The organism is Dyella flagellata, from assembly GCF_030160275.1.
In the GTDB taxonomy this organism is placed as follows: Bacteria; Pseudomonadota; Gammaproteobacteria; order Xanthomonadales; family Rhodanobacteraceae; genus Dyella_B; species Dyella_B flagellata.
In genome coordinates this window covers 39635-64624 of the sequence record NZ_BSOA01000013.1, presented here as the reverse complement: position 1 = coordinate 64624, position 24990 = coordinate 39635, and the positions used below count along the sequence as shown (strand labels likewise).

The 24990-nt window shown below is 62.2% G+C and carries 9 protein-coding genes; all 9 read left to right on the top strand.

Going from position 1 to position 24990, the window contains the following annotated elements:
• The first annotated feature begins 6 nt into the window (after positions 1-6).
• Positions 7-1410, top strand: a complete 1404-nt coding sequence (locus QQJ96_RS07545) for a serine hydroxymethyltransferase (protein ID WP_284331366.1) — start codon at positions 7-9, stop codon at positions 1408-1410.
• A 59-nt stretch (positions 1411-1469) separates the two neighbouring features.
• On the top strand, positions 1470-4709 hold the full coding sequence (locus QQJ96_RS07540; RefSeq protein ID WP_284331365.1) for a non-ribosomal peptide synthetase: 3240 nt from the start codon (positions 1470-1472) through the stop codon (positions 4707-4709).
• A 44-nt stretch (positions 4710-4753) separates the two neighbouring features.
• Entirely contained in the window at positions 4754-10345 is a 5592-nt protein-coding gene (locus tag QQJ96_RS07535) for an SDR family NAD(P)-dependent oxidoreductase (RefSeq protein WP_284331364.1), read from the top strand.
• The gene (locus QQJ96_RS07530) at positions 10342-11052 is read left to right on the top strand and encodes an ankyrin repeat domain-containing protein (protein ID WP_284331363.1); all 711 of its coding nucleotides are present in this window, start codon (positions 10342-10344) and stop codon (positions 11050-11052) included. The genes QQJ96_RS07535 and QQJ96_RS07530 overlap by 4 nt, the downstream gene beginning before the upstream one ends.
• Positions 11053-11121: 69 nt before the next feature.
• The gene (locus tag QQJ96_RS23600) at positions 11122-11715 is read left to right on the top strand and encodes an MbtH family protein (RefSeq protein WP_284331362.1); all 594 of its coding nucleotides are present in this window, start codon (positions 11122-11124) and stop codon (positions 11713-11715) included.
• A gap of 18 nt (positions 11716-11733) precedes the next feature.
• The gene (locus QQJ96_RS07520; RefSeq protein WP_284331361.1) at positions 11734-20010 is read left to right on the top strand and encodes a non-ribosomal peptide synthetase; all 8277 of its coding nucleotides are present in this window, start codon (positions 11734-11736) and stop codon (positions 20008-20010) included.
• An 18-nt stretch (positions 20011-20028) separates the two neighbouring features.
• Positions 20029-21795, top strand: a complete 1767-nt coding sequence (locus tag QQJ96_RS07515) for a condensation domain-containing protein (protein ID WP_284331360.1) — start codon at positions 20029-20031, stop codon at positions 21793-21795.
• A complete protein-coding gene (locus tag QQJ96_RS07510; protein ID WP_284331359.1) occupies positions 21792-22832 on the top strand; it encodes a TauD/TfdA family dioxygenase in 1041 nt (346 codons plus the stop codon). Before QQJ96_RS07515 ends, QQJ96_RS07510 begins: the two co-directional genes overlap by 4 nt.
• Positions 22832-24694 (top strand): asparagine synthase (glutamine-hydrolyzing), encoded by a 1863-nt coding sequence (asnB, locus tag QQJ96_RS07505; protein ID WP_284331358.1) that lies wholly within the window; start codon positions 22832-22834, stop codon positions 24692-24694. The genes QQJ96_RS07510 and asnB overlap by 1 nt, the downstream gene beginning before the upstream one ends.
• The last annotated feature ends 296 nt before the right edge of the window (positions 24695-24990 follow it).

Genomic DNA, 24990 nt, shown 5'->3' with positions numbered 1-24990 from the left:
GGCGAGATGCTGTACGAAAAAGACATGCTGCAAGCGCCGGCCGCAACATCTTCGCATCTGGATGCGATGCTCAGGCACGGCTGCGAACGCTTACGTGACGGGGACCCGGAACTTTATGGGTTGCTGGAACGGGAATTCGAGCGTCAGAACACGACGCTCAACCTAGTCGCTTCCTCCAGTGCGATCGACCCGGCCACCCAGGTGTGCCAGGCCTCGGTCGCAGCCAATGTCACGGCTGAGGGCTACCCGGGACATCGTTACCATGGCGGCTGTGCCATCATTGATGAGATCGAATCGCTGGCGATCGAGCGCGCGAAGCTTGCCTTTGGCGCGGAGTTCGCCAATGTGCAGACGCACTCCGCGTCGATTGCCAACGAATTGTTACTGCTACGGCTGCTGGAGCCGGGTGACACGCTGCTCGGCATGCGCATGGACGCAGGCGGTCACTTGACCCACGGCTCACGTGCATCGGTGTCAGGCCGGCGTTTCAATGCGATCGGCTATGGGGTTACCGACCAGGGGCTGCTCGATTACGAGCAGGTGCGTGAGCTGGCGCACGCGCATCGGCCCAAGCTGATCATCTGCGGGGCGACCGCGTATCCGCGCGAAATCGATTTCAAGCGCTTCCGCGCTATCGCCGATGAAGTAGACGCGCTGTTGTTGGCCGATATTACCCATGTGGCCGGACTGGTGGCGGCGCGCTTGCATCCAAGTCCCGTGGCGAATGCGCATTTCACCACCACGTGCACGCACAAACAGCTCTATGGTCCGCGGGGTGGCCTGGTGTTGATGGGCTCCGACCGAAATCGGGTCTGGCACGGTAACAACACCCTGGAGAAGGAACTGCAACAAGGCGTATTTCCTTTCTTTCAGGGAGCGCCGGTGCCGAATGTGATCGCCGCCAAAGCGCGGGCTTTCGGTCATCTTGCCACTGCTGAATTTCGGCATCTGGCCCAACGCATCAAGGACAACGCGCGCGATCTGGCCAGCCACCTGGGTCACAAGGGGGCGGCCATTGTGTCGGGTGGTACTGATAATCACATCGTGCTGATCGACGTACTATCGTCGTACGGCCTCACCGGCATCGTCGCGCAAAGAGCCTTGGAGCTCTGTCGCATCAATGTCAACAAGAACGCGATTCCCCGCGACAAGCATCCTGTCCATATCGCCAGCGGCGTGCGCACCGGCAGCAACACTACGGCCTTGCGGGGCTTCGGCCGGAACGAAATGGAGCAGTGCGCGCATCTGATCGACAAGGTGCTGCGCGCGGTGAAGCCACGCGGCGAGCTCGATTACGATCTATCTCAGGACGTGATCGATGAGGTTGCGCAGGAAGTGGGCGAGCTGTGTCGCCGATTTCCCGTGGGCGGATATCCCGGCGCCGACCCGGTACGGATCGAGTACGCATGACGGAGCTGTCCAGACAGGCATTGTTCCGTGCGCTGCTGAAGAAGCGGCGGGAGCCGCCCATGCTTGTCCAAGATGGGGCGGGCGGCATCTATCCGTTGACGCCGTTTCAAAGCGCCATCTATCTTGCCGAAGAGTTTCGCGAGGGTCCGTCCAGCTATCATGTTCCGATCGGTCTGCGGCTGGAAGGCCGCATCGATACGGGCGCGCTTGAGAGCGCGTTGCAGCGCGTGGTGCAGCGGCACAGCATCTTGCGAGCCACATTTAGGCTGGAAGGCGGCCAATTAGTGCAGAGCGCCGCGGCTGACGATGCGATCCATTGGATGGTGCGCGATTGCGGCGAACACGATGCCGAATGGGCGTCGCATGAGGCATGGGTCGCCGGATTCATTGCCCAGCCGTTTGTGCTGTCGCACGAGCTTCCGATTCGCGCTGCCAGGCTGAAAGTGCACGATACCCTGCACGTCATCGTGCTGGTCATTCACCATATCGTTTTTGATGGCTGGTCGCGCCAGCTGCTGGTGGGTGAGATCGTGCGTCAGTACGAACGACTGATAGCAGGCGATCATGAACTCTTGCCGCCGCTGCCATGCCAGTATTTTCACTATGCCCTGGCGCGGGCGCGGGATCCCGGCTACGCCGCGGCGGATTCGACCGAGCGGCTGCCGCTGCACGGCGCGGCAAGCCAACCGGATGTGCTGTTGCCGGTCGATATGCCTCGTCGCGATTCGCTGGACTACCCCTGCGAAAGCGTGCCGTTGACGGTTACGGGCGATCTGACAGCCCGCTTGCGGCATCTGTCGGGTCAAGTGCAAACCACGGCATTCGTGGTCTTCCTGGCCTTGTTCAACCTGCTGTTGCTCAGCCGGTCGGGACGGGGCGGCACGCGCATAGCCTGCCCGGTCAATTGCCGCGAGCGCCCGGAAGAGTTGGAGATGATCGGGTGCTTCGTCAACACGCTGTTGTTCGTGCTGCCGGTGGATCTCGATACCACGGTGATCGACTATTTGCACCGCTGTCGCCAAGGCATCCTTGAGCTTTTGCCGTACAAGCAGCAAGCGCCAGGTTTGGCCGGCCGTGACACGAATCCCGCGCTGCGCCGCGACGCCCTGGCAGCCTATCGCGTGATGTTCGCCTTCCAGGAGCGTGGCGCGGACGGCTACCAGCGTTCCGGACTGCATGTTGAACCGTTCGTGTTGCACAGCGGGCGCACCAAGTGCGACCTGACAATGCTTCTCGACTACGATGGAGCCACTCTCACCGGCGCGATCGAATATCGCAGCGATCTGTTTCATCGCACGACTATCGAGGGCATGCGAAGCACGTACCAGGCGCTGGTACAACGTGTGCTTGAGCAACCGCATGGCAGCTTGCGCGACTTGCTGGCGCAGCTCAATGTCATGCCGGCCGTGCCGAGCACGGATGCCGTTCGCCCGGATTCGAGTGTGAATGCGGCCTGCCTGCTGCATGGGCGGATTGCGCAATGGGCACGCGAGGTACCCGATCGCATCGCGATAGAGAGCGAAGAGGGCTCGCTCTCCTATGCACAGTTGCAACGCCAGGCGAGCCAATGGTGTCGACGGTTGCGCGAGCTTGGTATTGGCGACGAAGAAAGGATCGGGGTGGCGATCGATCTGGGCATGGCGGCAATTCCCGCCATGCTCGGCGTGATGCAGGCCGGCGCCGCCTATGTGCCGCTGGACCTTGACCTTCCGTCTGCGCGGGTACAGGCACAAATCCAAGCCGCAGGGTTGCGTCGAGTGCTGTGTGCTCCCGATGCCGACCGGGCCAGGCTCTGCGGTGCGCATGCGTTGCACCCTTCGCAGCTGCAGCAAGTCGAGGCAAGCCTTGCCGCAATCTCGAAGGATGTCGACCAAGACAGTCTGGCTTACATCCTTTATACGTCGGGTTCCTCAGGTGTTCCCAAGGGCGTGATGGTCACGCATCGCGGCCTGAACAACTACCTGGCCTGGAGCACACGGCACTACGCCATGCATGCGGCGCCCAGTCTGCTGCATACCTCCTTGCTGTCGGACATGACGATCACGACCCTGTGGGGGCCGCTGATGGTCGGTCAGCGCGTGCATATGGCCACGCGCGCCCACGGAGTGGAGGGGTTGCACGCGGCGCTGACGGGGCATGATCCTTTTGCCGTGGTCAAGCTGACGCCTTCGCATTTGCGTATCCTGCGCCAGCAGTCCCAGCCGCCGAATCGCCGCTGGTGCGAGGTCTGCGTAGTCGGCGGCGAGGCACTGGCTGCCGCTGACCTGCAACCGTGGCTGGACACCGGCATACGCTTCGTCAACGAATATGGTCCCACGGAAACCGTGGTCGGCAGCACGGCCTGCGACATGACGGGCAGGAAGATCGCGTCCGTGGCGCCGATCGGCAAGGCGATCGACCATACGGCCATCCATTTGTTGGATGAGAGCATGCAAGCCGTTCGGGACGGCGCGACCGGCGAGATCTTCATCGCCGGCGCGGGCGTGGGGCGCGGCTATGCAGGTCAGCCGGCACTGACGGCGGCGGCTTTTCTGCCGGATCACCAGGCCGGCGCTCGAATCGGTTCGCGCATGTACCGCACAGGTGATCTGGGAATGCGCCTCGCCGATGGGCAGCTGGTGTACCAGGGCCGCCGCGACGATCAGGTCAAGATCCGCGGATATCGGGTCGAGCTGAGCGAAGTGGAAGCAGCCCTCGGTGCACATCCGGCGGTGGCGCAGGTGGCCGTGCTGCTGGAGACGCAAGGCGAATTCCCGCGGCTGGTGGCCCTGGTCGAAATAAAGCGCGGTTGTGTCGTTTCGGAACAGGCCCTACGTCACTTTGCGGCGCAGGAACTGCCTTCGTACATGCTGCCGCATAGCATTCAATGCATCGACGCGTTGCCGCTGCTTGCGAACGGCAAGATCGACCGCAACGCATTGCGTGCACGTGCCAGGCCCGCGGAACGCGGCCAGCCCGAAGCTTTCGGTGACGACATCGAGCGACAGCTGTTGGCGATCTGGGGTGAGGTGCTGGGCAATGCGTCGATGAGCCCCACCGACAATTTCTTTGAAGCCGGTGGCGATTCGATGAGTTTGTATGTGGTGTATCGCCGGGTGGCGGAATGGATCGGCGTGGAATTTCCGGCGGTTTCTCTGTTTGAGTATCCCACCATCCGCAGTTGTGCAACCTATTTGCAAAGCTTGCGCGACAGGACCCGGCAGGTGCCGGAACGGGAGCTTGCCGACGCAGGCGAACAGGAACGCGAGCAGCTACAGAGAATGAGGCAAGCATTGAAAGGAGTGAGCGATCCGGCTTGAGCCGGCCGCCTCGACAACCGTCATGACGCAACCATTACTCGCCCATGTCCAGTCATAATCCCGCTGCTACCGCGCGCGCTTCGGCGGCCAGCCGCATGACGGGGTTGGAAATCGCCGTAATAGGTATGGCCGCGTGCATGCCGGGAGCGCGTGATCTGGGCCAGTATTGGCAATTGCTCATGGAAGGCAGGGAGGGCATCCGCAGGCTGTCGGATGCACAATTGCGAGCCGCGGGGGTCGGCGAGGAACGTCTGCGCGATCCTGCTCTGATTCGTGCCCTGGGGCTACTGGAAGATTCGGAATACTTCGACGCCGGCCTGTTCGGCTATTCGGCCAGCGACGCAGAGATACTCGACCCGCAGCAACGGCTGTTTCTCGAACAAGCTTGGATGGCGCTTGAGAGTGCGGGTTACGCACCGGAAAAGTTTGCTGGCGGCATCGGCCTGTTCGCCGGCAGCGGATTCAGCGCCTATACCATGCGCTTGTTGGCAAGCGGCTGGCTGGCTCGCGCACAGATCGGGTTTCAGAAGATCATCGGCAACGACAAGGATCATCTCACTACCGCGGCGGCCTACAAGCTCGGCCTGACCGGCCCTGCCGTCACCGTGCAGACCACATGCTCCACATCCCTGGTTGCCGTGCATCTGGCTTGCCGAAGCCTGCTGGGCGGCGAATGCGACATGGCACTGGCCGGTGCGGTGACGGCCGGGCTCGAACCCGCTACGCCGCTCACTTACCAGGAAGGCAATATTCTCGCGGCCGACGGTCGTTGCCGCCCATTCGATGCCTTGGCCGCGGGAACCGTGGCCAGCAATGGCGTTGGCGTCGTCGTGCTGAGGCGCCTGGATGATGCCCTCAGGGATGGCGACAACATCCGCGCGGTGATCCGTGCCTCCGCCGTCAACAACGATGGCTCGCTTAAAGTTGGCTATCTGTCGCCCTCAGTCAGCGGGCAATACAAAGTGATCCGCAAGGCGCTACGCCTGGCTGACGTGCATCCGGACAGCATCGACTATGTTGAGGCGCATGGCACGGGCACGCTCAAAGGCGACCCGATCGAATTCGAGGCGCTGACGCGTGCATTCCGCGACCAGACGGCGCGGCGACAGTACTGCGCGCTCGGATCCGTGAAGGGCAACATCGGCCACCCGGATACGGCTGCAGGCATGGCGGGATTGATCAAGGCTATCCTCGCCATGCAGCATGGTTGGATTCCGCCCACGCTGCATTTTTCGACGCCTAACCCCGAGCTGGACCTCGGCGGCAGCCCGTTCTACATCAACAGCGTGCCCGTTCCATGGCCCGCTGCCGAGAGGCCTCGCCGCGCTGCGGTCAGCTCGTTCGGCCTGGGTGGTACCAACGCCCATCTGGTTCTGGAACAGGCGCCTGCGCCGACGATGCCAGTGCCGCCAGCGGACGAGGATCCGCAGTTGATGGTGCTTTCGGCCAACAGCAAGACGGCTTTGACGGCCGCGCGCAAGCGCCTGGGTGAATATTTGCGTCGACACGACGGCGCTGCCTTGCGCGATATCGCCTTCACTCTGCGCCACGGTCGGACCGATTTGAAGGAACGCGCCTTCTTCGTTGGCAACCGCGCAGAACTCATCGGGCAGCTCGAAGCCGTATCGGCGCCGGCGCCTGACAGTGAAGCTTCCACACGCAGGCCAGCCTTGTTCATCGACGGCGCCTCTTCGGCCTGGTGCCAGCTGGTGCAAGGCTATTACCGTCACAGTGCGGTCTTTCGTGATTGGACGGCTGCCGACGCGCAGACCTTTTCGGCAGCCGGTCTGACGATCGACATGCTCGTGCCGACATGGCCTACGCCCGCCGCTGGATTCAGGCAGGACAGCTCGGTTTGGCGATTTGCTGCGGGCTATCTGCTCGGCGGTTTTATCCTGCGGCTCGGCATCGCTTTGCAGGCGATAGTCGCCTTCGGCGCCGATGAATTGATCGCAGCCTGCCTGGCAGGGGTGTGCACGCTAGAAGACGGGTTGAAAATTGCCCGCTTGCTGGATGAGCCCCCTGCAAGCACGCCCCTGGAAACGAAGCTGGAAGCCCTGCTGTCAACGATGACGCTGGCCACCCCTCGAATCGCCTATTTCTCGCAATGCAGCGGTCGCTGGTGCACGGCCGAGCAGGTCACCCAGGCCGCCTATTGGCGGGCTTGGATCAAGCAGGTGCGTGGCGGTCGAAGGTTTGAGCCCGATGCAGCCACGATCGCCGCGCTGCATGCTGTGCATATCGATCCCGTGCACGCCTCGGAGGATGGGGCGCTGCAGTTATGGAGGGCCACGGACACTGTCCAGGAGCACTATCAGCAACTGTTACGTATCGTCGGCGAACTGTGGAGGCTCGGGCAAGTGCCACCCAGGCCGCCAGCAGCGGTGTACGGCGAAGGCAGACGCATCGAGCTGCCGCCCTATCCATTCGAACGAAAACGCTACTGGATCGATACCTCCGAGGGTCATCCCACGACGACCGAAAGCGAAGCGCGGTCAAGCGCAAGCAACGATGTCGAAAGTTGGTTCCAGCTGCCGGTATGGCGACAGCACGTGGCCTCTCCAGTGGCGGTTGACAGCTGTGGCACGAACTATTTCCTGCTTGCCGCCGCTGGCGATGTGCTGGCCGAATCGCTGGCTTCATCGCTCATGCAGGGGGGCGCATCGGTGGTGCGGGTGCATCATCGCCAGGTTCCTGCCGGCATGGACGGCGCCTTGGCGTTGGATGGTTGCCGACGCGATAGCTATGCCCGTCTGTTGCAAGACCACGAGTTTTCGCGCGCTGGCACGAATCGCTTCGTGTTTTTCGACAGCTACTTCGTGCAACTGGCCGGCGAATGGCCGTCCGAGGGGCCGAGTCCATGGTTCTGCGTGCCGATGTGGCTGGCGCAGGCCTTGGGCGAAAAACTCTTGGGCGGTGGCGCGATCCCCGCCGGCGCTGGCGTGTCGGCTAGCATGATCGTGGTGTCCAACGGCATGTGGAGCGTCGACGGCGAAGAGGCTTGCTTCGCCGAGAAAGCGCTGGCCCGCGGGCTCGGCAAGGTGCTGGCGCAGGAATATCCCGGACTAATTTTCAAGAGCGTCGATCTGCCGGCCCAAAGCGCGACCGCGTTTGCCCACGGCGCGAAGGCGCAGATGCTCCTGGACGAGCTGCTTGGCGATGCGTCAACCGCAGAAGTCGCCTTGCGCGGACGACTGCGCTGGCAGCGCGTCTTTGAGCCGGTGCGTATTTCCGCAACCGACGGACTTTTGCTACGGCACCGCGGTGTCTACCTGATCACCGGCGGGCTTGGCGGCATCGGGCTGGAAATAGCGGAATATCTGGCGCGGCAGATGCAGGCGAAGCTGGTGCTGATTTCGCGCAACCTGGGTGCCGACGATAGGCTGCAACGCCTGCGCGAACAGGGTGCCGAATTACTGGTGCTGCAAGCGGACGTCACCGATGGCGAAGCCATGCTCCGTGCGAGGCTCGCCGCGGAGGAGCGCTTCGGTGCGATCAACGGAGTCATCCACGCGGCCGGAAGCCTGCCGACGACCATCGTGCAGCGCATGAGCGAGGTTTCCGCATGGGAGGGGCTTCGGGCCAAGGTCAAGGGTACGGAGGTGATCTGCGCCCTGTTTGCCGACCGGCCACCTGACTTCGTGCTGCTGTTTTCCTCCCTGCGCGCCATTATTGGCGGCGCCGGTAACGGCGATTACGCTGCGGCCAATGCCTTTATGGACGCCTACGCGAATGAAGCCTGGGCCAGCGGACGGACGTATGTGCGATCGATCAATTGGGACGGATGGGCTGGCGTAGGCATGAGCGCCAGGGTGAAACAGCCTGCCGGCAGCCCAGCCGATCCTGCACCGCTGGCGGTTGCGGACGGCTTGCGTGCATGGGTATTGGCACTATCGATCGAGCAGCCGCAAGTACTGGTTTCACCTTCCAACGTGAACGACTTGGCGGCATCCATGGCTGCGACGAACGGCCCTAGTCCGCTGGATTGGCTGCCGGCTGAGTCGAGGCGCAGCACTGCGGGACAGCGCCCGGAACATCTGGATAGCGCCTATGCGCCAGCACGCAATGAAACCGAAGCACGGATGGTCGATATCTGGGAGCAATATCTCGGTGTCAGCCCCATCGGGGTGACGGACAGCTTCGTCATGCTTGGCGGCGACTCGGTCACCAGCTTGCAGATCGCAGCGAAGGCGACCGAGCGCGGCTTGCGCATAGGGCCGTTCGCGGCCATGGAGAGCGGAACTATCGATGCGCTGTGCGCGTCGCTGGACAAGTCGGCGCCATCGCGTTCGGCCATGGATGACGCGGAAGTGACCGGGGATCTGCCGCTTACGCCGATCCAGCTCTGGTTTTTCGAGCAGGCATTGCCACAAGTGCAGCATTTCAACCAGGCCTTTCTGCTGAAGACGACGCAACGCCTGGATGCCGGGCGGATGAATGAAGCCATGCTGGGGCTTTTGAAACAACACGATGCGTTACGCACGCGCTTCTTTCAGCGCGATGGCCACTGGCAACAGCAGTTGTTGCCCTATGCGCCGCGCATCGTGCTGGAGGTCGAAGATCTGAGCGACTGCACGCCGGAACACTATCAGGGCAGGCTAAGCGCGGTTTGCGCGCGCGTGCAGGTGGCGCTCGACCTTGATCAGGGTTTGCTGATCAAGGCGGTGTTCTTCGACAGCGGCGATGCTGATAACGATCGGCTGATGATCTGCGCCCACCACCTGGTGGTGGATGCGATTTCGTGGCGAATCCTGCTTGAAGACCTGCATACCGGCTACGAGCAGCTTGCGCGCGGTGAGCCGTTACGCTTGGCGAGCAAGTCCACCTCCTATAAGCAGTGGGCGGAAAGTCTGCGCGCCTATGCCGATGCCTTGCCGGTAGCGGCTGTTCGCGACGCCTGGTTGCGCATGCTGTCCGCCGACCATAACGTGCTGCCACGCGACTTCCCAGACGGGCGCAACACTGTGGCCTCCGCCGCCACGCTGAGCCGGGAGCTCACGCTGGACGAGGCGCATCTGTTTGCGCGCGCAGGCGTCTCGCCGTTTGCCCTGTTCCTGGCTGCGCTGGGAACGGCTTTCGCGGATTGGATGGGGCCGGGGAGTACGCTGGTGGCGCTGGAAGGGCATGGCCGTGACGGCATTGCGCCGGACATGGATCTCTCACGCACAGTAGGCTGGTTCACTGCCCTGTATCCTTTCGCCATTCCACGCCCGTCATCGTCCGCCCAAGTCCATGCGATAGCGGTGCAAGAAGCGTTGAATGAAGCATCCAGCCGCGGTCTCGACTATGGCGTGCTGGCTTATCTGTGTGATGACCTGATCCGATACGGCAACCAACCTGAAGCGCTGGTGCTCTATTTGGGACAAGGCGGACAGAAACCCTCTGCGGGGAAGGGGTTCGAACTGGCCGTCGAATCACCTGGATGGACGCAAGACCCCGTCAACGAACGCTCGCACGTCTTGGAAATCGTGGCCGGCATGGCCGACGCCAGGCTCAGCATAGGCGTGACATTTTCAAAAGCGCTGCACAAGGCCAGTACCATCGAACTCTTTCTGCAGCGCTTTGAGCATGCGTATATGGCGTGCGCCAAAGCTGCGGCAGCCAGCCTCAGCCAACCCGTGGATAGTGTGCAATGACGACCACAAACAGCAAGCCGGTCTCCAAAACAAAGATGCTCGCGTCGATCAAGGCGTTGGACTGGAGGGCGATCAAGTCAGCGTTGCAGGATCACCCCGAGTTGCTGAAGTATCATGGCGAAAAGGGCGAAAATCTCCTGCACCTGTGCTGCGGGATCGAGATAGCCAAGCGCGGCTTGCCCGCACCCGACAGCATCAAGACGGCGCAGGTATTGCTCGATGCCGGCCTGAGCATCGACCAGGAGGCCTTCACCGAAGGACAGTGGAAGGCAACGCCGCTTTGGTATGCCATCGGCCGCGGCAAGAATCTCGAGCTGGCCGGTCATCTGCTCAAGCGTGGCGCAAATCCCAATTACTGCCTATGGGCCGCGGCTTTCAACGACAGTCCGGCTGCGATCAAGCTGCTGGTCAAGGCAGGTGCGGACATCGATCCGCCTGGTGAGGAAACGCCGCTGATGTTTGCGATCAAATGGAGCCATTTTGCCGCCGCCAAGACGCTGCTTGAATGTGGCGCGGATCCCAATGTGCAGGACATCAGCGGCAAAACCCCGTTGCATTTCATGCTGAAAAAACGCAGCGACGCTAAGCATGTTCGCATGTTCCTGGAACACGGCGCCAAGGCCGACCTGCCCGACTACGACGGCGTGACGGTGCGCAGCCTGCTGTCCCGTTCGCGCGATCCGAAGTACCGGCAATTGCTTGAATAGCCTGCCGGCGCGCCGGCATATCGAATCATCATCGGATTTTGTTTGGATCAGACTGGGAGGACGTACGCGGTGGCCAACGAAGAAAACGATCCTTTTGACACCTACAAGGTAGTCATCAATCACGAAGAGCAATATTCCATCTGGCCGGCAGAACGGGACAACCCACCGGGTTGGCGCGATGGCGGCAAGCAGGGAACCAAGCAGGAATGCTTGGATTACATCGGCGAAGTATGGACGGACATGCGTCCGCTCAGCCTGCGCAAGAAGATGGAGGAATGGCGCACCAATCCGCCTCCGCCGGTGGTCGAACCCGACCCGCTGCCCGAAGGAAAAACGCTGGTCGAGCGGCTCTCCGACGGCGACCATCCCATACGGACCAACTTGCGGCCGGAAAATACGGCGCAGGCGGTGAAGCGCTGCCTGGACCGCGGCTACATCCATTTGCATTTTCCCAACACCCATGGTGGCACGGAACTCGGTGTGCGCCTGCTGGTTGAACAGTGTGACTGGAGTGCCGCCAATTTCGAGAGCGCCATTGGCAGCATTCACCTGGTCGGCGAATTGACGCTGGACATGGTGAAGGTGCAATGCATCGCGAACCTCGATCTGGCCACCCTGCAAGGCAGCGGCCGCTTGCAGCCGCTCAGCGAAGCGCTCACCTAGCCAGGCACAGATGCCCCGATGACCCTCATCGATGTTCTGGACAAATGGGCCCGGCAGCGACCTCGCGATACGGCCTATAGCGTTCTAGGCAACGCCGATATCGAGGACAGCATCAGCTATGCTGTCCTGGCCGAGCGGTCGCGCGCGCTCGCATCCCGGATGGCGCGACAGGCGCGACCCGGCGAGCGCGCGTTGCTCATGTTGCCCAACAGCATCGAATTCATGATCGCGTATTTCGCCTGCCTGCGGGCAGGCGTGATTGCGGTGCCGGTACCGGTGCCGAGGCCACAGGGCGTGAACGAGCGCCTGGCACTGATCATTCGCCATTGCTCGCCGGCACTGATCATTACCCAGGACCAGCAGGACAGCGCTACGTTTGCGCCGCTACTGGGCGCCGAAGCACAAGTCGCGCATTGGCTGGCCGTCAACGGTATCGACGCCGATAGATCTGGCCTTGCGCTGCCGCCGCCAGGATTGGACGCGGTTGCGATGCTGCAGTACACCTCCGGTTCGACCACCGCGCCCAAGGGCGTGAAACTCACTCACGCCAACCTGTTGCACAACCAGACCCTGATCGATGCGGCATTCGGCTTGAACGAGACAGATGTCGTGCTCGGCTGGCTGCCGTTGTTTCATGACATGGGCCTGATGGGGATTGCGCTGCACTCGCTGTACAAAGGCATTCCCAGCATCTTGCTTGCGCAGGAACGCTTCATGCGGCGGCCTTTGAGCTGGTTGCGCGCGATCAGCGAAACCGGTGCAACCACTAGCGGCGCCCCCGATTTTGCCTACGAACTGTGCGTGCGCATGCTGCGGCCGCAGGACCGGCAAAACCTGGATCTGAGCCGGTGGCGCGTTGCCTTCAGTGGCGCGGAGCGCGTGCGGCCACGTACGCTGGCGCGATTCGAACAGGCTTTTGCGGACTGTGGGTTCCGCCGACATAGTTTCCTGCCTTGCTACGGCATGGCCGAGGCGACGCTGATGATCAGCGGACGGATGCCGGGCCGTTCGCCCGAAGTCAGGCATTTCGATGCCCAAGCCTTGCTTGAACAGCGCCGTGCCATGGAAACGGGCGAGTCGCCCGACAGTATCGCCTTGACCGGCCTTGGGTGCGTACTGCCGGGTGAGCACCTGGCCATTGTCGAGCCGGAAACACTGCAGCCGCTTGCTGAAGGCGCTGTTGGCGAAGTGTGGGTGGCCAGCGCGAGCGTCAGCTCCGGCTACTGGCACGCTTCCACTGACGCGCGTACCTATCCCACCTGGGACCAGGCAAGGGGCTACCTGCGTACAGGCGACTTGGGCTTTCTGCATCGTGGCGAATTGTTCATTACCGCGCGACTGAAGGACCTCGTCATCATTCGGGGGCGCAACCTCTATCCCGAAGACATCGAAATGACCGTCGAAGACGGTCTGGCCGGTACCGTTACCGGCAGCGTGGCCGCTTTCTCCGACGAGGTGGGCGGTGAAGAGAAACTGGTGGTCGCGTTCGAGAGCGGCGCAGGTCGCGAACTGGCAATGGCGGCGCTGGGCGATCGTGTGAAACGCATCATCGGCGAACGCTTTGAAGTGGAACTGCATGCCTTGCTTGCCGTCAAGCGAGGCGGGCTCCCACGAACTTCCAGCGGCAAACTGCGCCGTAATGACACACGTCGGTTATGGCAGGCAGGAGCGCTGCCGGTGCTCGGCCAGGTGCTTTGCGACATGGCAGCACCCACCTTTCCCGACGCCGAGTCCTTGCGCCAGTTGTCTGCGCAAGTAGCGCAATCGCAGCTGGTTGCGGCCATGTCCGAGTGGATCGGTCCGTGCATCGAACCGGCCGCCTTGCAGGCGGAGCGTTCCCGCTCCTTGTTGGCCATGGGCTTGGGATCGGTGCAGGTGATCGGTCTCATCCATCAGCTGGAAAGCTGTTATGACATTCGGGTTGCCCTGGCCGAGGCCCTGGGCGATTGCACGATCGAGTTGCTTGCGGCACGCGTTGTTGCACATCTTCAGGCCGGACCTCCGTCACTGCCGCCCATGCACGCAGTCGCGCCGGACGCCGATCTGCAGGCAACACTCTTGAGTCACGGCCAGCAGGGCATCTGGTTCGCACAGGCGCTGCGGCCGGACAGCACCGCGTACCAGATCGCGCGCGCGGCCGAGGTCCATCCGGCGATCGATCTTGCCGCCTTGAACGTGGCGCTGGAAAGTCTGTCGCGGCGACACGCAGCATTGCGCATTGCCATCACCCAGGACCAGGACCGGCCGCCGATACAGCGCGTGCTCGTGGACGCTACGCTCAAGCCGCAGCTGTTCAATTGCGAAACGCCGCAGGCATTGGCTGCGCTGCTGCATACGGAAGCGGCGCGCAGCTTCGACTTTGCGTGCCCGCCGTTGTTGCGTGTGAGTGTGCTGCGGACGCCGGGCCGGAACGACGTGCTGCTGCTGGTGGCCCACCATATTCTCTGCGATTTGTGGTCGCTGAGCGTGTTGTTGCGCGATTTGTTCGAAGCCTATGCCGCCGCATTGCGCGGGGAGAACGCCACGCAGCCCACTCTTACGGCATCCTATCTGGATCAGGTACGCGCAGAACATCGCGCCCACGCCAGCGAGGCATGGCAACGGCGTGTAGCCTACTGGCGGGATCATCTCGGCGATGCGCGCACGTGGCCGTCCGCGGCGGCGGCAACGGCGCGGCAGCCGGTCGCTGCCTGCCGCATGCGTATCGTTGAGCGGCCGCTGGCGTCGTTGTTGCAAGGCATCGCGCAGCAGCAAGGTCTCAGCATGCAGATGTTGCTGTTCGCAGCGTTCCAGCTGGCAGCTGCGGTGTTCGAGGGACAGGATGGATTCCTGATGTGCTCGCTGACCAACAACCGGGCCGAGGTGGAGCGACGGGATCTGGTCGGATATTTGGCGAATCTATTGCCAATGCGCGTTCGAGTGGATCGGCGCGCAACGGTGGCCCAATGGCTGGGCGATGTGCGCAGGCAACTGCTCGATGCATATACGCATGAGCTGCCTTATGAGGAAGTGCTGCGCAGCTGCGGCCTGCGCGAGGCCCATGAACTGCCGTCGCGATACGCCTTCATCATGCAGGACGAGGGTGCCTCCGATGCTGCTGGATTCGTGCCCTTCTCGCTGGGACAGGCCGGTGGGCGCTGGAAGCTGGCCGGTTTCGAGTTGAACTCGCTGGCATTGGAGGAAACCGATGCACAGTTTCCGCTTGCGCTGTATGCCGGTATGCACGAAGGGCGCATCCTGTGTCGCTACAAGGCGATCGAGACGGCGTTTGCACCGCACGATATCGAGGCCGTTGCCGAGTTGTTCGAGCGCATCCTGCGCTGGCTCGCCAAGGGCGAAGTTGCCGTGCGGTTGAATGAACTCAGCTGGCTAAGCGAGGAAGAAACAGGCGCACTGGCCGCGCAGGCTCAGGCCTCCAATCGTGCCGATTACTTGCAGCCGCGCACCCTGTTGCAGTCATTCGAAGTGCAGTGCAGGGCCACGCCTGATCGCATTGCGCTGGAATTCGAAGACGGCTCGTGGAGCTACGCCGGATTGCACGAGCGCGCTCGGAGTATCGCCGCCGAGCTACAAGGTCGCGGCGTGGGACCGGAGACCATCGTCGGCGTATGCATGCGTCGTTCTGCCAGCATGGTTGCAGCGATCTACGGCGTACTGAAAGCGGGCGGAGCCTACCTGCCGCTGGAGCCGTCCTACCCGGTCGAGTATTTGAAAACCCTGATGGTGGAGTCGGGGCTGCAGCATGTCGTCTGCGACAGCGAGCTGGTTGTGCCATGGACGGATCACTTGCACGGCATCCAGCTGATCGATGCCGCTGCCGCTATGCACAAGGCCCCCGGCGCAGCAGCTTTTACGCCGCCGCTGCCGGACCAGCTGGCCTATGTGATCTTCACCTCAGGCTCGACCGGCCGGCCCAAGGGCGCGATGAATACGCATGCGGCCATCGTCAACCGCCTGCTGTGGATGCAGGACGCCTATCAGCTGGGCGCCATGGACGCCGTGGTGCAAAAGACCCCATACAGCTTCGACGTCTCCGTGTGGGAATTGTTCTGGCCGCTGATGGTGGGTGCGCGGCTGGTAATTGCGCGCCCCGAAGGCCACAAGGACCCGGCCTATCTGGTCGAATTGCTCACGCGCGGGATGGTCACTACCGTCCATTTCGTGCCTTCCATGCTGCGCATGTTCCTGCTCGAAGAAAATTGTACGGCTTGCCGGACGCTACGCACGCTGATTTGCAGCGGGGAGGCGCTGCCTACCAGCCTGGTGCGGGCCGTTGCGGACGGGCTGGCAGTGCGCATGGACAACCTCTATGGGCCGACAGAGGCGGCGGTAGATGTGACCGCCTACCGTTGCGACGGCGAATGGCAAAGTGCGGTGCAACCGATCGGCCATCCCATCGCCAACATCCATATGTATGTGCTGGATGAAGCCTTGCATGCATTGCCGCCGGGTATGGCCGGCGGGCTCTACATCGGAGGCCACGGCCTTGGGCGGGGGTATCATCACAATCCACGGCAGACCGCGGCGCTGTTCGTGCCCAATCCCTATGCTGTGCAGCCAGGCGAGCGTCTATACCGTACCGGCGACTTGGGTTGTCAGCATGCATCGGGACTGATCGAGTTCCGTGGACGCCAGGATGGCCAGGTGAAGCTGCGCGGCTTCCGCATCGAATTGGCTGAGATTGAGGCCGCGCTGGAGCGGCATGCCCAGGTCCAGGCGGCTGCGGTGGTGCTCCGGCAGGGCCGGGCAATGGCAGCGCCCTTGAACTATATCGATCAGGAAGCGTTGGAGCCCGCTTGGCCACCGCTGGCCGAGCATCGCCAGTTTCTACGTGGTGAGCTGGTCGCCACGGACGCGTCGGAGCGGCCGGCATGGCTGATTGCCTATTGCGTGGGTGAGGCCGGCGTGGCGCTCGATGCGCAGGCGCTCCAGCAGTGGCTGCGCACGCAACTGCCGGAACAAAGCGTGCCGGGCGTGATTGCCTTCGTAGACATGCTGCCGCTCAGTCCGAACGGCAAGCTGGACAAGCGACGTCTGCCCGAGGTCGAGCTGTTGCGCCCGAAGCTGGCCTCGGCGCATCGTGCGCCGCGCGACGCGAGTGAGCGGATGCTGGTCGATGTGTGGGAGCAGGTTCTTGAAGTAGGCGGCATCGGTATCGACGACAATTTCTTTGCGCTCGGCGGAGACTCCATTCGCGCGCTGCGGGTGATTGCTGCGGCGCGCCGCGGGGGATTGCATTTCGACCTCGCCATGTTGTTTGCCCGTCCTACCGTGGCGCAATTGGCCGGCGCAGCTCCTGCGGTCGGTAGCGTGCCCCATGCGCCCGGGGTCGAGCCTTTCGCCTTGCTGAGTGCCGGGGACCGCGCAAGCGTCCCGCCCGGCGTGCTCGACGCGTATCCGCTGGCGGCGGTGCAGGCCGGACTGATCTATCACGATGAATCCGCCGAAGGCAGGGAGGTCTACAAAGACGTATTCGTCTACGAGATCGAGGGCGATTTCGACGAAGCGGTGTTTCACGCTGCGGTAGCGCAGCTCGTGCAACGCCACGAAACGCTCCGCTCAGCGATCGACCTGACCAGCTTCAGCGTGCCCATGCATCTGGTCCATGCGCATGCCGACGTGCTGATCGAGACTGAGCGGCTGGATCGAGCGCCGGACATGGTCCAGACGCGCGCATTCGTCGAACAGCTGCGCGCGCGCAGTTTCGATTGGAGCCGGCCGCCGTTCTTCCGGTTTGCCATCCGCGTCGGTCCTGGGCGTCGCTTCGAAATCTTCCTGGCGTTCCACGACCTGCTGCTCGATGGCTGGAGCGCGTCCTTGCTGGTATCGGAGCTGCTGCTGACCTATGACCGCCTGCTCGGTGGCGCTTCCGTGGCCTTGGCACCGCCACGGGTCCGTTTTGCCGACTACATCGCGGCCGAGCTTGCCGCTCATCGATCCGCAAACGCGCGCGCATTCTACGCGCAGTATCTGCAAGGCGCACCGGTACACAGTTTTCCGCAGCGCCCGGGTGGGTCTGGTGCCATTCCGCGGTTTGCCGTGCAGGATGTACCGATTTCCGCTGCGCTCAGCGCCGGTTTGCGCCGCGTGGCGGCCGAACTGGGCGTAAGTGCCAAACATGTGTTGCTGGCGGCGCATGTGAACGTGTTGTCGCAGGTGTTCGGTGACTATGATGTGCTGACCGGGCTGGAATCGAACGGGCGGCTTGAGACCGAGCAAGGCGAGTCCGTCATCGGCATGCATTTGAATACGGTGCCGTTCCGCGTCCAGTGTCGCGGCGGTACCTGGCAGGAACTCATCCGTCAGGTGTATGCGGCTGAGCAGGAACTGTTACCAGTGCGCCGCTACGCCTATGCCAACTTGCAGCGCAGCCTCGGTAAAGGGGACCTGGTCGACACTGTATTCAATTACGTCCACTTCCATGGATTCAGCCACTTGACGCAATTGCGCCAGCTGCAGGTGAAGGCTGCCAGGGGCTACGGTGCCTCTCATTTCGCGTATCGGTCCGAATTCAGTATTGATCCGTTTTCCGGGCGCATCCATTTGTGCCTGGAATGCGATACGCAGCTGGTTGGCGCGGCGCTGATCCGCGACATCGGCGATAGCTTTGCCACGGCGCTGCAGGCCATTGCGGACGACGCGGCAAGTCGCTACGACCGGCCAGTGCGCCGCGCGCCGGCTACCACGGTGGATGAAGAACCGCCGGCCACATGGTTGTCGATGTGGCTGCGCCGCGTTGAAGATTCAGCGGACCGCATTGCGTTGACGCACGGTTCCCAACAGCTGAGCGTTGTTGCCATGCACGCGCGCGCACGGCGTTGGGCTGCTCAGCTCGCTGCGCGCGGTATTACGCAGGAAAGCCGCGTCGGCGTTCTGCTCGATGCGCCCATTGCCTATGCTGTGGCCATTCTCGCCATCCAGCTGGCCGGCGGCGCCTATGTGCCATTGAATCCGTTGCAACCGTCGGAACGCAACCGCAAAATCATCGCCGATGCAGGCATCCGGGTACTGATCGCGGCGAGCGGAGATCTTGGGCAATTGCCGGGTGCCGAACTGATTTCGCCTTGCATGCTGGACGCCGGTTTACCCGGGCAAGCGGCGGTTGTTACCACGGCTACGATCGATCCTGATCAGCTCGGCTACGTGATCTACACCTCCGGTTCGACGGGCACACCCAAAGGCGTAATGGTCAGCCACCGGAACCTATGGTTCTCGTTGAAGAGCCGGCTGGAGCATTACGCCCGCAGCGAGCCTATGGTATTCATGCTGATCCCGTCGTTCGCTTTCGACAGCTCGGTGGCGGTGTTGTTCTGGACCTTCGCGCTAGGCCAGCGGCTGGTGTTTCCGGACACCGACATCCGCGACGCGCTCGCAGTACTGGAGGTGATCCGACGCGAAGGCGTTACTCACTTGTTGTGTACGCCATCGTACTACCACAGCCTGCTGACTGAGCGCAGCGAAACCGAGCTGGATAGCCTGGACACGGTCATCATGGCCGGTGAGATATTGCCGGCAAGCCTGGTTGCCAGACATTACCAGCAGCTTCCACGGGTCGCGATGTTCAACGAATACGGGCCGACCGAAGGTGCGGTATGGAGCAGCGTGCATCGTTGCACGCCCGGAGAGGATGGCGCAGTACCCATTGGCCGGGTCCGCAAGCATGTCACGGCACAGGTGCTGGACCGCCGGCGGCTCGCTGCCATGCCTGGACAAGTGGGCGAACTGATGCTGGGCGGCGAAGGCCTGGTGCGCGGCTATCTCGACAACCCGGCGCTTACCGCCGAAGCCTTCGTGCCCGATGACAGCGCCGCCTCACCGGGTGCGCGCGTGTATGCGACCGGTGATCTGGTCCGCTGCGCTGAGCACGGGTTTTTGCTGTCGGGCAGGCGCGATCGGCAGATCAAGCTCAATGGCTACCGCATCGAGCTGGCCGAGATTGAGCACACACTGCGGCAATTGCCCGGTATCGAAGCATGCGCGGTGCTGCTGCATAACCGCGCAGACGGCATCGTACGCATCCATGCGTACGTTGTGGCTGCTAGCGGTTGGGTGCCTGATCATGAGCGCCTGGCCGCGTTGCTGCCAGCCTACATGTTGCCGCATCAATTCCTGCAAGTTGCAAGCCTTCCGCTCAACAGCAACGGCAAGGTCGACTACACGTGCCTGCGCGAGCGTGGCGAGGCCCTGGCGGAAGACTGGCGCATGCAACAGGTGCTGGCGCACATCGAGTGCTTGAGCGACGAAGAAGCGGCCCGCTTGTTGCAACAATTCCAGACTGAACTGGGATCCACTTAAAGTCACGAGGAGATTGGAATGTCCCGGCTCGATGACCGACTGAATGCGCTCTCGTCGCAGAAGCGACAACTGGTCGATCTGCTATTGAAACGCGAACAATCCGTTGCAGTGGACAGCTACGTGGCACCGGAGGGGGAGCTAGAGCAGACGTTGGCCGATATCTGGCGCGATGTGCTCGGACTGAAGCAGGTTGGTGCGCAGGACAACTTCATCGCCCTGGGCGGCGACTCGATCCGCGCGATCCAGATCAGTGCGCGGGCTCGCAAGCAGGAGCTGGTCTTCAGTGCCGACCAATGCTTTCGGCAGCCGACCATTCGCCAATTGGCCGCTTTCCTGTCCCAATCATCGGCCCCCTTCGGTGGCTTGCCGCCGATCAGGGCTGGGCAGGATGGCGGACTGCTGTCCTATGGCGAGGAGCGTATGTGGCTGGAGCACCAGCTTCGCCCGGACGTGCCCATCTACAACACGTTCATGGCCGTACGCATTGACGGCGCGCTGCAGGTTGACGCGTTGCGCGATGCGATTGGCATCCTGATGAAAAGACACGACACCATGCGTACGGCTTACCGCCGGGAAGGCGACACCGTGCGTCGCGTCGTCCTCGATGACGTGCAGCCGGAGCTCGCCCTGTTGAGCATGGACGCCTCCGCAGCCGCGCCAGAAGACGCGCTGCTGCAACAACTTGCCATGCAGGAGACGCAAAAGCCCTTCGACCTGGCTGCGGCACCGCTGTTTCGCTGCAGCCTGGCGAGCATCGCAGGAGCGCCTCGCTACCTTATCCTTACTGCGCATCACATCATTTGCGACGCCTGGTCGATGGCTCTGCTGCTGGTCGAGCTGACCCGCGTGTACGAGACACTGATCAATCGGCTGCCGTCGCCGCTCATGCCGTTGCCCGTAAGTTACGCGGATTTTGCCGGATGGCAGCGGGAGTTGGTCGGTTCGGGGCGACTGGCCGAACAACTGGCCTATTGGCGTGAAAACCTGCAAGCGGCGCCCCGCCTACATGCCTTGCCGTTGCGTCAGCCGCGGCCACAGCTGCGTTCCTACCGTGGGCGCGCGCATTTCTTTGAAGTTTCACAGCATACGGTGGATGCGATCGATGAGTTCGCCAAAAAGCACGGCATTACCCGCTACATCGCTTGCCTTGCCGCCTATTGTCTGGTGTTGTACGGCTACAGCCGACAGCGCGACTTGCTGATCGGTACGCCTGTGCTGGGGCGAGCGCTGGAAGAAACACAGCAACTGGTCGGATTCTTTCTCAATACGCTGGTGCTGCGCGTCGCCTGCGATCCGCTTTTGAATGTGACATCGCTTGTCGAGCACGTGAGCGCGGTGGCGGCCGATGCGCTGCGCAACCAGGATATGCCGTACGATCAGGTGTTGCGAACCCTTGATATCGAGCGTAATCCGGCGCATTCGCCCTTGTTCCAGCTATGGTTTGTGATGCAGGCCGGCAAGGCCGGTACGTTGCATTCGGCGGATGTGGCCTTCACTCCGGTCGAGCTGGACCGCGCAACCTCCACCTTCGACCTGGCACTGTCCCTGCAAGAGAGCGACATTGGCTTGAATGGCTGGCTCGAATACGACACCGACTTGTTCGACTCCGCCTTCGTCGACTCGTTCCTCGCGCGCTACCGGCTGGTACTCGACGCCTTGCCTCACGCCGAGCAAGCAATCGGCGAGCTGCTGGCGGAGATGGACGCGCAAGACGCGCAAACAGGTCAGCAGCGGCGCGATGCGTGGCGGCAGCGCCTCAAGCATATCGGGCACGAGCAGGCATGAGCATGGACCGGCAACACGACAAGAGCACCGCGCTGAAGGCACGGCTGCTGCAAGCAGGGAAGCCGGCGGCCACCCGTATCGATGCGGAGGTGCGCGGGCGGCTGCCCAGGATCATCCACGCTGAGGCTGATCGCTCGCTGGAGCGCTGGCTGCTCGCGCATGCCGACATGCTGCAAACCCTCCTTCACACAGTCGGTGGCGTGCTGTTTCGTGGCTTCGAGGTCGATGGTGTCGATGCCTTTCGGGCGGTGTGCATGCGCTGTATCGACGAGTTGATACCCTATCAGGAGCGCTCAACGCCGCGGGAGGAACGCGGGGGACGTGTGTACACGTCCACCGCCTATCCCAGTGAGCAGACCATCGCGCTGCATAACGAGTTTTCCTACGCCCTGAACTGGCCCATGCGCATATGCTTCTACGCGCAGCAGGTAGCGGCCCAGGGCGGAGAAACGCCTATAGCCGATGGCAGGTCCGTGTATCAGGGCATAGCGCCCGAGGTACGAGACTCCTTTGTGCGTAAAGGCGTGATGTATGTGCGCCGCTACGGCTGGGGGGTTGATCTTTCCTGGCAGGAGACATTCGGCACGGCGGATCCTCGCGTGGTCGAGGAATATTGCCAGGCGCACGACATACACTACGAATGGGATGGTGAGAAGCTCACGACGCGGCAGGTGCGCCAGGCCGTGACGCACCATCCGGTCACCGGCGAAACCGTCTGGTTCAATCAGGCCCATCTGTTCCATGCGAGCAATCTTCCGGTCGAAGTGCACGAGTCCATTCGGCGCGTCATGCATGGCACGTTTCCACGCGAGGCGCTCTACGGCGATGGCACGCCGATCGAGCCGGAATCGCTCGCGCAGATACGCGCAGCGTTCGAGGCAGCGAAAGTCGTGTTTCCCTGGGAACGGCATGACGTGCTATTGCTTGACAATGTGCTGATCAACCACGGCCGCAACCCCTATCAGGGCGTGCGCTCGATACTCGTGGCGATGGGGCAGCTCAGCCAGTCCTCTTCCGTCGCGCAAGGAGCCTTCTGATGTGTGGCATAGGTGCGATTTACGCGCACGGCGCAGGTGTCGATCCGCAAATGCTGCAACGAATGCGGCGGACATTGGCGCATCGCGGCCCTGACGGCGAAGGCGAATGGCTGGCGCCCGATGGCAACGTGGGACTGCTTCACACGCGCCTGAGCATCGTCGGCCTCGCCAATGGCGAGCAGCCCATGCGCAATGAAGACGGTCGCCTATGCGTGACCGTCAATGGCGAATTTTATGATTTCGAGCATCTGCGGGCCAAATTGATGCAACGTGGCCATCGCTTCCGCAGCGAATCGGATAGCGAAGTCGCGTTGCATCTTTACGAGGAGCACGGGGACGATTGCGTGCGCATGTTGCGCGGCGAGTTCGCATTCTGCCTGTGGGACGGCAGGGCCAGGCGCCTGCTGGCCGTGCGCGACCGATTCGGCATCAAGCCGCTGTTCTATGCCCAATGGAACGGACTGTTGCTGTTCGCTTCGGAGATCAAGGCTCTCTTCGCGGCGGGTGTCCCCGCCGTGTGGGATCGGCAGTCGACCCTGGACCAGCTGTTCATTTGTCTGCCGGAGGACCGCACCCCGTACGCCGGAATCAGGCAGCTGCCTCCGGGCCACCGGATGATCGTCGACGCAAAGGGCATGCGCATCGAAAAATACTGGGACATGGACTATCCCCTGCATGACCAGGATGACGCAGATGGGGAGCGTGCGCAGGTGGAGCAGCTTCGCACAGCGCTGGATGAGGCGGTCCGGCTGCGCCTGCGCGCAGACGTGCCTGTAGGCTGCTTTCTGAGCGGAGGCTTGGATTCCTCGTCGGTGCTAGGCATTGCCTCAAGGCATGCCGCGACTCCTATGCACGCGTTTACGGTCTGTTTCGAAGAGAGCTATTACAACGAGCGCGACTATGCCCAAAGCATGGCAGCCTTTGCCGGCGCCACGTTCGTCCCTACGGAAGTGCGTCATGCCGATCTGTCGGCGTCGTTCCGGGAAGCGTTGTGGCACGGCGAGATGTTCGCCCTCAACGGCCATGGGGTGGCGCGCTACATCCACAGCAAAGCGATCCACGAGGCCGGTTGGAAAGTGGTTCTGTCCGGCTCAGGGTCCGACGATTTGCTCGGCGGTTACCCTTCGGCGCGCCAGGACATGTTGCAAAACGCACTGCTGCGCGGGACTGCGGGAGCAAGCTTCGCGGCCGAGCAGCCATTGCTGCACCAGGTGCAACAAAGGCTGGGCTTCGTGCCGTCGTGGATGAGCAAGCTTGCGGCAGACCGTTCGATCCTGTTCGTGCTGATGCACCCGGACATGGTGAGTTTGTACGAACGACGCAATCCGTTCGAAGATTTTCTTGATTCGGTCGACGCGCGGCAGCTGGCGGGACGCGATGCGGTGATCCAGTCGCTCTACCTGTGGACCAAGGCGTTTCTAGGCAACTACGAACTATTGGCCGAACGCCTGGAGATGGCGCATGGTCTGGAAGTGCGGCTGCCGTTCCTGGACCATCACCTGTTCGAGGTCATCAAGCGTATTCCAGCCGCCCGGCTGATCAAGGGTCAGCAGGAGAAATATGCTTTGCGCCAGGCGGCGCGGCCCTATTTGCCCGATCTGATCTGCAAGCGCAGCAAGCATTCGTTCACTGCGCCGCCGATCACACTGGATGCAGAAAGCCCCTTCTATGAACTTTTGCAAGATTCGTTGCGCAGCGAGCGTTTCAAGGATGTGCCGTTCTTCGATGCGCAGACGGTGGTTGAGTTGCTCGATCGTCTGCCGTCCATGGGAGAAGATGTCAAATTGTCATTGGATGGTGTTATGACCATGACCTTGAGTGCTGCCTTGCTGCAGGAAATGTATTCGGTAGGCAGCGGATAGTCATATCCGGCGGCATTTCAAAATCAGGCGTGACCAATAGGGGTAGCATTCGCCGTAAATGATTGCGTGCGTCATTCGGAGAAATGAACGGTAGTGCCTTTTTTATGCGCTTCCCAGCTCAATCGGGAAGGTGTATAAAACCGGTTGAAACATGTTTCAATGCCGGAAAGCAGCGTCGGGGAAGTGCTGCCAAATGCCGGCGTAATCATTGTAGTGAACCTGATCGCGAAGAGAGATTCCTCTCCGTGCGAAGCAGGCTGGCGTCGATGCAAGGGATGTCTAGTTCCATTCTGTGC